Annotated in this window: 11 protein-coding genes; 6 read left to right on the forward strand and 5 right to left on the reverse strand. The window is 64.8% G+C overall.

What is annotated here, in order from left to right:
• Positions 1-70 precede the first annotated feature (70 nt).
• The 3 genes from dxs to xseB form a co-directional block, all read right to left on the reverse strand.
• A complete protein-coding gene (gene dxs, locus ACTJKQ_RS19325) occupies positions 71-1,966 on the reverse strand; it encodes a 1-deoxy-D-xylulose-5-phosphate synthase (protein WP_440597781.1) in 1,896 nt (631 codons plus the stop codon).
• 91 nt (positions 1,967-2,057) lie between these two features.
• Positions 2,058-3,032 (reverse strand): polyprenyl synthetase family protein, encoded by a 975-nt coding sequence (locus ACTJKQ_RS19330; RefSeq protein WP_436077794.1) that lies wholly within the window; start codon positions 3,030-3,032, stop codon positions 2,058-2,060.
• Positions 3,029-3,271, reverse strand: coding sequence for an exodeoxyribonuclease VII small subunit (gene xseB, locus ACTJKQ_RS19335; RefSeq protein ID WP_056066864.1), 243 nt, complete (start codon positions 3,269-3,271; stop codon positions 3,029-3,031). The genes ACTJKQ_RS19330 and xseB overlap by 4 nt, the downstream gene beginning before the upstream one ends.
• A gap of 275 nt (positions 3,272-3,546) precedes the next feature.
• Between xseB and ACTJKQ_RS19340 the strand changes: the two genes are divergently transcribed.
• The 5 genes from ACTJKQ_RS19340 to flhC all read left to right on the forward strand — a co-directional run bounded on the left by ACTJKQ_RS19340 (position 3,547) and on the right by flhC (position 8,022).
• A complete protein-coding gene (locus ACTJKQ_RS19340) occupies positions 3,547-4,701 on the forward strand; it encodes an aromatic ring-hydroxylating oxygenase subunit alpha (RefSeq protein ID WP_056748219.1) in 1,155 nt (384 codons plus the stop codon).
• 140 nt (positions 4,702-4,841) lie between these two features.
• Positions 4,842-5,753: a DMT family transporter gene (locus ACTJKQ_RS19345; RefSeq protein ID WP_099730920.1), complete on the forward strand. Its 912-nt coding sequence runs from the start codon at positions 4,842-4,844 to the stop codon at positions 5,751-5,753.
• Between the two features lie 101 nt (positions 5,754-5,854).
• Positions 5,855-6,760 (forward strand): sulfurtransferase, encoded by a 906-nt coding sequence (locus ACTJKQ_RS19350; protein ID WP_440597782.1) that lies wholly within the window; start codon positions 5,855-5,857, stop codon positions 6,758-6,760.
• Between the two features lie 327 nt (positions 6,761-7,087).
• Positions 7,088-7,414, forward strand: coding sequence for a flagellar transcriptional regulator FlhD (gene flhD, locus ACTJKQ_RS19355; protein ID WP_015015270.1), 327 nt, complete (start codon positions 7,088-7,090; stop codon positions 7,412-7,414).
• 44 nt (positions 7,415-7,458) lie between these two features.
• Positions 7,459-8,022 carry a flagellar transcriptional regulator FlhC gene (gene flhC, locus ACTJKQ_RS19360; protein ID WP_015015271.1) on the forward strand — a complete coding sequence of 188 codons (564 nt, stop codon included), beginning with the start codon at positions 7,459-7,461 and terminating at the stop codon, positions 8,020-8,022.
• A gap of 163 nt (positions 8,023-8,185) precedes the next feature.
• Here flhC and ACTJKQ_RS19365 read toward each other — a convergent pair whose 3' ends face one another.
• Positions 8,186-8,767, reverse strand: coding sequence for a FlgO family outer membrane protein (locus ACTJKQ_RS19365; protein WP_440597783.1), 582 nt, complete (start codon positions 8,765-8,767; stop codon positions 8,186-8,188).
• Entirely contained in the window at positions 8,764-9,498 is a 735-nt protein-coding gene (locus ACTJKQ_RS19370) for a hypothetical protein (RefSeq protein ID WP_199170834.1), read from the reverse strand. The genes ACTJKQ_RS19365 and ACTJKQ_RS19370 overlap by 4 nt, the downstream gene beginning before the upstream one ends.
• A gap of 371 nt (positions 9,499-9,869) precedes the next feature.
• On the opposite strand from ACTJKQ_RS19370, the gene ACTJKQ_RS19375 reads away from it, so the two are divergent.
• Positions 9,870-10,967 carry an AI-2E family transporter gene (locus tag ACTJKQ_RS19375; protein WP_440597784.1) on the forward strand — a complete coding sequence of 366 codons (1,098 nt, stop codon included), beginning with the start codon at positions 9,870-9,872 and terminating at the stop codon, positions 10,965-10,967.
• The last annotated feature ends 266 nt before the right edge of the window (positions 10,968-11,233 follow it).

Below are 11,233 nucleotides of genomic sequence, written 5' to 3' on the forward strand. Positions count from 1 at the left end.
CGACAGCGGTGCAAAGACCCTCCCAGCAACCAAAAGCCAACGCACTGCGCTGACCGCAGCCCTCCGCCTTTTAGCCCGCGCTGCCTGGCAAAAACCGCGCTGCAATCGATGCGCGAATGCCGGCTGCATCCAGCCCCTGCAACGCCAGCAACTTGGCCGGGTCACCATGCTCAATGAAGACATCGGCCAGCCCGAGCTGCAACACGGGGCGCACAAGGCCCATGGCGTTGAGTGCCTCGGTCACTGCGCTGCCCGCCCCACCCATGATGGCGCCCTCTTCGACCGTCACGAGGGCGTCGTGCCGCTCGGCCACCTCGCGCAGCAAGGCCTCATCGATGGGCTTGGCCCAGCGCATGTTGACCACGGTGGCATCGATCGCCTCGCCCACTTCGAGCGTGGGATACAGCAAGGTGCCAAACGCCAGGATGGCAATGCGGGGCGCCTTGCCGTCCGCATCACCCTTGCGCTCGCGGCGGATCTCGCCTTTGCCGAACGGCAGACCATCGAGCGCAGCCAGCGGCGCCACACCCGCGCCGCTACCACGCGGGTAACGCACGGCCACGGGGTGGTCCTGTTCAAACGCACTGCTGAGCAACTGGCGGCATTCGCGCTCGTCGGCGGGGCAGGCCATGCTCATGTTCGGAATGCAGCGCACGAACGGGATGTCATAGGCGCCTGCATGCGTGGCACCGTCGGCGCCCACCAGGCCCGCACGGTCCAGGGCAAACACCACGGGCAGGTTCTGCAAGGCCACGTCGTGGATCAACTGGTCGTAGCCACGCTGCAAAAACGTGGAGTAGATGGCCACCACGGGCTTCACGCCCTCGCAGGCCATGCCCGCAGCGAACGTGACAGCGTGCTGTTCGGCAATGCCCACGTCGTAGTAGCGGTCCGGAAAGCGCTTTTCGAACTCGACCATGCCCGAGCCCTCGCGCATGGCGGGCGTGATGCCCACCAGGCGGGGGTCCTGCGCCGCCATGTCACACAGCCACTGGCCGAACACCTGGGTGAAGGTCTGCTTGGGCGGCGTGGCGGGCTTGGTCAGGCCCACGGAGGGATCGAACTTTCCGGGGCCATGGTAGGCCACGGGGTCGGCCTCGGCCAGCTTGTAGCCTTGGCCCTTCTTGGTGACCACGTGCAGGAACTGTGGGCCCTTGAGGCTCTTGATGTTCTCCAGCGTAGGGATCAGCGAATCGAGGTCGTGCCCGTCGATGGGGCCGATGTAGTTGAAGCCGAATTTCTCGAACAGCGTGGCGGGCACCACCATGCCCTTGGCCTGTTGCTCGAAGCGCTTGGCAAATTCGAGCAGGGGCGGCACGGGGCGCAAAACGGTCTTGCCCACGTTCTTGGCGGCGGCGTAGAACTGCCCACTCATCAGTTGCGCGAGATAGCGGTTGAGCGCGCCCACGGGCGGGCTGATGCTCATGTCGTTGTCGTTCAGCACCACCAGCAGGTTGCAGTCGGCCACACCCGCGTTGTTGAGCGCCTCGAACGCCATACCGGCACTCATCGCGCCATCTCCAATGATGGCCACGGCATGGCGGTTGTCGCCCTTGCGCTTGGCAGCCAGCGCCATGCCCAAGGCTGCCGAGATGCTGGTGCTCGAATGCGCTGTGCCAAAGGTGTCGTAGATGCTCTCGGCCCGTTGCGGAAAGCCGGAGATACCGCCCAGCTGGCGCAGCGTGTGCATGCGGTCGCGGCGGCCGGTCAGAATCTTGTGCGGGTAGGTCTGGTGGCCCACATCCCACACCAGGCGGTCTTCCGGGGTGTTGAAGACATGGTGCAAAGCCACGGTCAGCTCCACCGTGCCCAGGTTGGAGCTGAGGTGGCCACCGGTCTGCGACACGCTCTGCAGCACGAACTCGCGCAACTCGGTCGCCAGCACCTTGAGGTCCGCGCGCGAGAGCCGGCGCAGGTCTGCCGGGTCATTGATGGTCTGCAGCAAGGGGAAGGGTGTCGTGGACATTGACTATTCTTTTGATAGCTACGAGCGCAAGAGATTCAAGCACCAGCAGGCATTTGGACATTGAGAGAGTCGCCAGGGACCAGGGCCGGGCTCAGTGGGAGCGGCTCACGACCATGTCCGCCAGGGCTGCCAGGGCACGGGTGTCGGGCAAGCCACTGCGACCCAGGGCCGCACGGGCCTCGGCCAGCAGCTCCTGCGAGTAGGCCTGCGCACGCTCCAGACCGAGCAACGATACGTAGGTGGGTTTGTCTGCGGCCGCGTCCTTGCCCGCCGTTTTCCCCAGGGTGGCCGAGTCCGCCACCACATCCAGGATGTCGTCCACCACCTGGAACGCCAGCCCCATGGCAGCGCCATAGTCTGACAGGGCCTGGTAGGCGGTGGGCGCCGCGTGGCCACACAGGGCCCCCATGAGCACGCTGCCCTGGAGCAAGGCGCCTGTCTTGAGACGGTGCATCTGGCGCAGTTGCGCTTCGGTCAGCGCCACGCCCACGCTGGCCAGGTCAATCGCCTGACCGCCCGCCATGCCGGCCGAGCCCGCAGCCCGCGCCAGCAGCCGGCACAGAGCCGCCTGCGTGGCAGCGGGGATCAGGGTGTTGTCGGGGGTCAGCAGTTCAAACGCAAAGGCCTGCAGCGCGTCACCCGCCAGCAGGGCCTGGGCTTCGCCAAACTGCACATGCACCGTGGGTTTGCCACGGCGCAGCACGTCGTTGTCCATGCAGGGCATGTCGTCGTGGACCAGCGAATACGCGTGGATCAGCTCCACCGCGCACGCGGCCCGCAGGGCAGCTTCGTTCAGAGCTGCCTGAACCGCCGCGCCCTCGGGTGCCACGGAGTCCGAGGTGCCGCTGCGCGCCGCCTCGTAGGCAGCCAACACCAGCAAGGGCCGCAGGCGCTTTCCGCCGTCCAGGACGGCATAACGCATGGCGTCGCCCAGCCCTGCCGGAGCGCCGTCGCCCACCCACAAGGACAGCGCCTGCTCCACACGGCCGAGGTGATTCTGGCTCCAGAGATTCGTATCCAGGGGTGGGTTCAACACCGTCGAGGAAGTCATCGGCAATGCGCTCATTCCTGGTTCCATGGTTGCAGCTGGCCGTCGTCCAGCACCTTGATCTGGTCCTGCACGGCATCGAGCCGGTGGCGGCAAAAAGCCAGCAAGGCGGCGCCGCGCTGGTAGCCAGCCAGCATCTGGTCCAGCGGCAACTGGCCCGATTCAATGCGGGCCACGAGTTGCTCCAGCTCCTCCAGGGCCGCCTCGTAGCTGGCAGGTTCGGCGGGAGGAGCAGGGGTTGCGGGGGCCTTGGGCATGGAGGGGGCGGCAGTGCGCGGGTGAAAAACCGGTGATTTTAGGCGCAGCGCTGTGGCGCCCGTGTCAGACAGTGGCCGATCCGTGGGAGGTCTCTATTTTTCCGGAACCGGTGTTTTCTATTCACGTAGCGGGGGTGCGGGAATAACCCCACCGCCTATAATCCCATTCCCGTCGAGCCGGCTACCCACCCTAGCCGGTTTTCTTTTTCCAGATGCGCCTTCACGGGCGCACCTCCCGCACTCTCTCTGTGGGGAGTCTTTAGGTCAGGTCACCCATGTCTGATTTAAGTCTTCAACTGCAGCAGGCCGCAAGCCAACTACCAGTTTCGAGCTACTTTGATGATGCGCTGTTCCAGCGCGAGCTGGAGACCATCTTCCAGCGCGGGCCCCGCTATGTGGGGCATCAATTGGCTGTGCCCAACGCGGGCGACTACTACGCACTGCCCCAGGAGGGCGAGGGCCGCGCGCTGGTGCGCAACGCCCAGGGCGGTATCGAGCTGGTCTCCAACGTCTGCCGCCACCGGCAGGCGGTCATGCTCAAGGGCAAAGGCTCGCTGAACACCCAGCAAAAGGGCAGCGCGGGCGGCAACATCGTGTGCCCACTGCACCGCTGGACGTACAACCCCAAGGGCGAGCTGCTGGGCGCACCGCATTTCGCGCACGACCCGTGCCTGAACCTGAACAACTACAAGCTGCGCGAGTGGAACGGCCTGCTGTTTGAAGACAATGGCTACGACGTGGCTGCCGACCTCGCCCAGATGGGACCACGCGCCGACCTGGACTTTGACGGCTACGTGCTCGACCACGTGGAGCTGCACGAGTGCAACTACAACTGGAAGACCTTCATCGAGGTCTATCTGGAGGACTACCACGTGGGCCCCTTCCACCCGGGCCTGGGCAGTTTTGTCACCTGCGACGACCTGCGCTGGGAGTTCGGCAAGAACTACTCCGTGCAGACCGTGGGTGTAGCCAACCGCCTGGGCAAGGCCGGCAGCCCGGTGTACGAACGCTGGCACGAAGCCTTGCTCGCCTACCGCGAGGGCAAGCCGCCCAAGCATGGCGCCATCTGGCTCACGCTGTACCCGCACATCATGGTGGAGTGGTATCCGCATGTGCTCACCGTGTCCACGCTGCACCCCATCAGCCCGACCAAGACGCTGAACATGGTGGAGTTCTACTACCCCGAAGAAATCGCTGCGTTCGAGCGCGAGTTCGTCGAGGCGCAGAAGGCCGCCTACATGGAGACTTGCATCGAGGACGACGAAATCGGCGAGCGCATGGACGCGGGCCGCAAGGCCCTGATGGCACGCGGCGACAACGAGGTGGGCCCCTACCAGAGCCCCATGGAAGATGGCATGCAGCACTTCCACGAGTGGTACCGTGAGGCGATGGGCTCGGACACCATCGACCCGACCACGCCAAACCGCTGAATACGGCGGCAAAACCCTGCCAATCTGCGGGCCCGCCGTGGTCTGCTCTCATTACAATAGCTGCCAGTGCTTAAAAAATAAGCGCTGGCAGCTATTTTCATTTTTGCGCCCCACGGCGCGCTTCAAGAGATCACAACCCGATGCAAGCCCTCTGGATGGTGTTGGCCGCGTTCCTGTTTGCCAGCATGGGCGTGTGCGTCAAGATCGCCTCGGACTTCTTCAACTCCGCTGAGCTGGTGTGTTACCGGGGCCTCATCGGCATGTTGATTCTCTGGCTGCTGTCACGCTCGCAAAAAGTGACGCTGTCCACGCGGTACCCCGGCATGCACGCCTGGCGCAGCCTCGTGGGGGTGGCGTCGCTGGGCGCATGGTTCTACGCCATTGCGCACCTGCCGCTGGCCACCGCCATGACGCTCAACTACATGAGCAGCGTGTGGATCGCGGCCTTCCTGGTCGGCGGCACACTGCTGGCCTGGCGGCCCTCCGCCGCCACGCCCCGGCCTGCCCTGCAAGGCCCGCTGGTGCTGACGGTGCTCACCGGGTTCGTGGGCGTGGTGCTGATGCTGCGCCCCAGCCTGGACCAGAACCAGGCGTTCGCCGGGATGATTGGCCTCATGTCCGGCCTGTCAGCCGCATTTGCCTACATGCAGGTGGTGGCGCTGTCGCGCCTGGGCGAGCCTGAGTCGCGCACCGTCTTCTACTTTGCGGTGGGCTCCGCGGTGGCGGGCGGCTTTGCCATGCTGTTCACCGGCATGTCGGACTGGCCGGGCTGGCAAGCGCTGTGGCTGCTGCCCATCGGGGTGCTGGCGGCTGGTGGGCAACTGTGCATGACCAAGGCTTACGCCAGCGCCAAGACCCAGCGCGGCACACTGGTGGTGGCCAATCTGCAGTATTCGGGCATCGTGTTTGCCGCCGTCTACAGCGTGCTGTTGTTTGGCGACAAGATTCCGCCCATCGGCTGGATCGGCATGGCCCTCATCGTGGGCAGCGGCATTGTGGCCACCATCTTGCGGGCCCGGGCCGCGCCCGGCGCACCGGCCGAAGAACACTGACCGATACAAAAACCAATGCGCGCAGGCGAGGACAGTCTCCATCGGGATGGCCACAATGGAGGCCTCCCCGCCCAACCGGTTGCTTTGCACCTGATCTGCCGATGACCACTTACACCACGCTCATCTCCGCCCCCGACCTGCAAGCCCTCATCGCCAGCGGTGCGCCGCTGATGGTGTTTGACTGCAGCTTCGAACTCATGCAACCGACAGCCGGCGCGCAGCAATATGCGCAAGCCCATATCCCCGGCGCCGTGTACGCCAACCTCGACAATGACCTCAGCGCCAAGCACGGCGCACCTGGGGCCACCGGCACTGTGACGGCGCAGGAGGCCGACCAGCCCGCATCCGGCGGCCGCCACCCGCTGCCCAGCCGCGAACGTTTTGCCATGTGGCTGTCCAGCGTGGGCTTTGCCAACAACATGCAGGCCGTGGTGTACGACCGCCAGGGCGCCAACTACTGCGGCCGCCTGTGGTGGATGCTCAAATGGGCAGGCCATGACGCCGTGGCCGTGCTCGACGGCGGGCTGCAGGCCTGGCAGGCCGCAGGTGGTGCAGTCCACAGCGGAGAAGAGCCGTCGCACTTCCAGTCCCACTTTGCACTGAACGAGCCCTTGCGCCAGCTGGCCACGGCCAGCGATGTCCTGGCCCGCCTGCCGCGCCCCGCAGACCAGACCGTGATCGACGCCCGCGCCGGCGCCCGCTACCGGGGCGAGGTGGAGCCGCTGGACCCGGTGGCCGGCCACATTCCGGGCGCGCTCAACCGACCCTTTGCCGAAAACATCGGAGCTGACGGCCGCTTCAAACCCGCAGCCACGCTGCGCGCAGAGTTCGACGCCCTGCTGGCGGGCCGTGACCCGGCGACGGTGGTGCACCAGTGCGGCAGCGGTGTGAGCGCCGTCCCCAATCTGCTGGCCATGGAGATTGCTGGTCTGGGGCACACCGCGCTGTTCGCGGGCAGCTGGAGCGAATGGTGTTCAGACCCCACGCGCCCAGTCGAAAAAGGATGAACAACGCCCACTGCGGTGCGTAATGGACGCCGCCAGTTGCAAAAGCGCAAAAAAGATGGTTTTGCAGGCGCTATCAAAACCATGAGCAGAATTCTGGGGCGGGTGTCTGTCAGCGCAGCAGACGCTGCCCCCTGAAAAGCCAGCCGGCGCCTGATCTGCGTGTAGGGCAAATTCCTACACAGCCCACCGCGAAACCAGACACGCGGCACAGCCAAACCCCGACTTAATTTCTGATTGGGGCGGTTTCACAATCCATTTCAACGGATCACGCAAAACCTGCAGTCAGCAGGCCACGCAAGACCCGGTACTGGAAAAAAGGAAGCCGCCATGACCAACGAACAAATCCTCGCTGAAATCCGCGAAGCCAACCTCACCTACCTGATGCTGGCCCAAACCCTGATCCGTCAGGACAAGGCCGAAGCGGTTTTCCGTCTGGGCATGAACGAGGAGTCTGCCGATATTCTCGCTTCGCTGTCGGCAGCGCAAGTGATGAAACTGGCCTCCCGCAACACGCTACTTTGCAGCTTCCGCGTGGACGACAACCTCGTATGGAGCTTGCTGACCAACCACTCGGCCAAGAAGGTGGGCAACGACGCCACCAACACCCTGCACGCCAACATCCTGATGGCCAGCCGCGTGTCGGAAGTGCTCTGAAGCACTGGCCCGCAGCATTGTCCCGTTCTCACCGAAAGCCCGCCATGTCCTCCACCACCACCGCCGCCGCCAAAGCCCCTGTCAAAAGCGTTCTGAACGAATCCAAGCAGATCGAACGCGCAGCCATGCTGATCCAGATGGGCGCCCGCATGCAGGTGCTGGAGTCCGAGACCACGCTGTCGTATGAGCGCCTGATCCGCCTGTACAAGGAGATCGCGGGCAAGTCGCCCTCCAAAGGCCAGCTGCCCTTCTCCACCGACTGGTTCCTGACCTGGCAAGAGAACATCCACAGCTCGCTGTTTTTGAACATCTACGAGTACCTGTCCAAGGGCGTGGACCTGGATTCGGTGGAGCTACTGACCAAGGCCTACCGCCTGTACAACGAACAAGTCGCCACGGCCGAGATCGAACCCCTGCTGTCCTTCACCCGCGCCTGGCGCCTGGTGAAATTCGTGGACGCCGGCATGTTGACCCGCACCAAGTGCAGCCAGTGCAGCGGCCAGTTCGTGACCGAGCTGTACGAAAACCGCCATTTCACATGTGGCCTGTGCAACCCACCCGCCCGTGCCGGCAAGAGCAAGACCGCCGGCGCGCTGATGCTGCATTGACACCTTGGCGTGATTTTTGAGCCAAAAGTGCCCGATGCGCTAGTGCATATTGCCGCTCTAGCTATTGAATAGATAGCAAACAAACAAGGCCCTATGCGGGGCCTTTTTGCTTTCTGCTGTCTGCCGATGGAATGTGGTGCAAGACAGAACGCCGATCCACCCATCAACGCCCCGCAAGCAAGGTGCGCACGTTCTCGTCCACGGGCACCGCGTAGTTGTGCGCCGCCATCACATGGTTACCCACCGGGTTCACCAGCTTAAGGCTGATGTACACCACCGAGGCCGACACCGCGTACGTGCCCACGACCACTGCCTGTGCGTTCTGCGCCTGGCTGACCTCCCGCACCTCGCGCGACAGCAGCAACTCGCCCTGTTCCCGGTGCAGCACCAGGTTGTCGCGCAGCTTCACCTCCGTCACGCGCAGCCCGCGCTGCACCATGCGCCCCGCGATCTGCTCCGAAAAGATGCGACCCAGCCGCGACGACTCGTTGAGCCGGTCCACATTGACCAGGGTGGCCACCAACAGCGGCTGGCTCGCGTCCAGCGGCGCGTTGAGCAGCAAGGCATCCGTTGCCCGGTCGTTCACCTCGATCAGGTCGGTGCGCGACACGCCACCCGCACTGTTGCCGTAGTAATAGCTGTGGACCGGGTTGGTCGAGCAGCCCTGCACCGCCAGGGCCGACACCACCACCATGCCCAAGCACCACGCGGACCTGAGCTTGCCGGGATGGAAACGGCTCATCATGGTGCCACCACCCGCCAGGTTTTAACGGGGGTGGGTGGGGGGGGCGGTGGTGGCGGAGGCGGTGGTAACTGCGTTTTGTACAGCGGCGAATCATCGGGCTCGACGTAGTACACGTCTGCGGTACTCGCCAGATAGCGGTCACCGCTTTCGAGTGACGTCGTGATGAGCACCTCTGTGCGCGTCGGCCCGCCTGCGGCAGATCCGTCGATGGCGTATTGCGTGAGGTCCGTCACCGCGCCAAGGGTGGCAACGCCCGCCAGCATCGACCCGACGCCCTGGCGGAACAGATACCAGTCTCGCGCCACACCGACGCCCAGCGCCAGACGCGTCCAGGGCATGGGCCCCCAGGTTTGCACGCGAGCATTGTGCTGGACCACCTGGGTCTCAAACGTGAGGGTGACCGCCGTGGGTTGTGTGGACAAAACGACCCCGCGATCCAGCAGGCGCGTGATGAGCAGCTTGCGAAAGCCGTTGTTGAAACTGGTGTCGCCAGGGCTCGGCGCCAGGTAGATGGGGTACTCGCCGGCTGGCCAGGCACCGATCTTGCCCGCGATGCGGCCCGCCACGTCGTCGGCCAACACATCCCAGTGGTGCACGGCGCGCGCTTTCTTCTGGTCGGTGGCTGGATAGTTGTCGGCACGCGGAACATCCAGCGACGAGCATCCGCCCAGCAACACCGCCAGTGCTGCCATCGCGAACACGCGCCCACGGAGGGAGTGTTGAGGATTCATGCGCACACGCCCCTTGTCATGTTGTGATGCCGTCCAATTGCATCGCATCATCCTAATGGCCTCAGCAAAGCACCATCGCGGGAACAAACCCCGTTTTCCGTCGCACTTTGCCAACGCCGCCGGCGTTGGGATGGCCACCTACAAAGCCCGTACCCGGCCTGCCGCACAATCCGCGCATGACCGCGCCCTCTGCTGCTCCTTCCGCACCCACCAGCCCAACGACAGCCGCCGTTGACGATGGCAGCCCCGACCAAGCGGTGACCAGCCAGGTCGCAGCAGATGCCAGCCACACCCCAATCGCCGACGCGCACGCAGACGCACCCACAGTCCCTGCGCCTCCGGTTTCAGCACCAGCGCCTCACGCGCCCCTCATGCTCCACATGCCTGTGGACGTGCGCAACCTCTCCCTCGCCCTGCTGGCACTGTTCGCCAGCGTGGCGCTGCTGCACTGGGCCAGTGCGGTGTTCATCCCGATCATGCTGAGCCTGCTGCTGACCATTGCACTCCGGCCAGCGGTGGAGATGATGGCCCGGTGGCATGTGCCGCGGGCGCTGGGGGCGGGCTTGTTGCTGGTGGCCATCGTTGCCGGGCTGGCCAGCACGGCCTGGTCGCTGAGTGACGGGGCGGCCCAACTGGTGGACTCGGTTCCTGTCGCCGCCAAGAAGGTCCGCGACAACCTCAAGGCACGCGCGGGTGGCAGCAGTCCGCTGGACACCGTGCAGAAGGCGGCCACCCAGATCGAGCAGGCCGCCAACGAAAACAGCGCCGCCAGCGCAGCGCCCCGCCGGGGCGTGCAGCGGGTGATCGTGGAGCGCCCGCCTTTCAACATCCGCGACTACCTGTGGAGCGGCACCATGGGCCTGATGTCGGCGCTGGGGCAGCTGATGGTGGTGGTGTTCCTGACCTATTTTGCCCTCGCCTCGGGCAACCTGTTCCGAGACAAGCTGCTGCGCATTGCGGGCACCAGCCTGGAGCGGCGCAAGGTCACCATCCATGTGCTGCAAGACATCACCCAGCAGATACAGCGTTATCTGCTGCTGCAGGTGTTCACCAGCGTGCTGGTCGGCCTAGCCACCGGCGCGGCCTATTGGGCATTGGGGCTGGAAAACGCCGCCGTATGGGGCGTGGTGGCAGCCGTGCTCAACCTCGCGCCATACATCGGCTCGGCGCTGGTCACGGGGTCCTCGGCCCTGGTGGCTTTCTTGCAGTTTGGCACGCTCGACATGGCCATGGCCATTGGCGGTGCCTCGCTGGTCATCCACACGCTGATCGGCAACCTGCTGACCCCCTGGCTCACCAGCCGCACCAGCAGCATGAGCCCCGTGGCCGTGTTCATCAGCGTGCTGGCCTGGGGCTGGCTGTGGGGCCTGTGGGGACTGCTGCTGGGCATCCCGGTGATGATGGCCGTGAAGGCCGTGTGCGACCGGGTGGAAGACCTGAAGGCCGTGGGCGAGTTGCTGGGCGACTGAGCGACTTGGCCACCGAGCAACGCAGCGTCTGCCACTGACGCCGTCACTGCGGCTCGGGCCGTCCGGATCTCCGCACCTTTCCACACGTGGACTTTGGCATCGCACCAGAGATGCAGCACCCCGAATTACCGAACACCATGGCGCAACTGCGCCACCCAACTGTCGTTGGTGATTGTTTCCAATACTGGAACAGTTAGTTCGCGACTGGGTGGTTTTTCCCTGAACACCATCGGCGTACAGTTCATCCCATCGATGAGCCGAACCCG

Origin of the sequence: Acidovorax sp. 22279 (genome assembly GCF_052045435.1) — a bacterium.
GTDB lineage: Bacteria > Pseudomonadota > Gammaproteobacteria > Burkholderiales > Burkholderiaceae_C > Acidovorax > Acidovorax delafieldii.

Bases quoted from the DNA above. Each gene is read 5' to 3' on its own strand.
- ACTJKQ_RS19375 (WP_440597784.1), top strand. From the start codon at position 9,870: ATGCTCCACATGCCTGTGGACGTGCGCAACCTCTCCCTCGCCCTGCTG.
- ACTJKQ_RS19350 (WP_440597782.1), top strand. From the start codon at position 5,855: ATGACCACTTACACCACGCTCATCTCCGCCCCCGACCTGCAAGCCCTC.
- flhC (WP_015015271.1), top strand. From the start codon at position 7,459: ATGTCCTCCACCACCACCGCCGCCGCCAAAGCCCCTGTCAAAAGCGTT.
- ACTJKQ_RS19340 (WP_056748219.1), top strand. From the start codon at position 3,547: ATGTCTGATTTAAGTCTTCAACTGCAGCAGGCCGCAAGCCAACTACCA.
- ACTJKQ_RS19330 (WP_436077794.1), bottom strand. From the start codon at position 3,032: ATGAGCGCATTGCCGATGACTTCCTCGACGGTGTTGAACCCACCCCTG.
- flhD (WP_015015270.1), top strand. From the start codon at position 7,088: ATGACCAACGAACAAATCCTCGCTGAAATCCGCGAAGCCAACCTCACC.
- dxs (WP_440597781.1), bottom strand. From the start codon at position 1,966: ATGTCCACGACACCCTTCCCCTTGCTGCAGACCATCAATGACCCGGCA.
- ACTJKQ_RS19345 (WP_099730920.1), top strand. From the start codon at position 4,842: ATGCAAGCCCTCTGGATGGTGTTGGCCGCGTTCCTGTTTGCCAGCATG.
- xseB (WP_056066864.1), bottom strand. From the start codon at position 3,271: ATGCCCAAGGCCCCCGCAACCCCTGCTCCTCCCGCCGAACCTGCCAGC.
- ACTJKQ_RS19370 (WP_199170834.1), bottom strand. From the start codon at position 9,498: ATGAATCCTCAACACTCCCTCCGTGGGCGCGTGTTCGCGATGGCAGCA.
- ACTJKQ_RS19365 (WP_440597783.1), bottom strand. From the start codon at position 8,767: ATGATGAGCCGTTTCCATCCCGGCAAGCTCAGGTCCGCGTGGTGCTTG.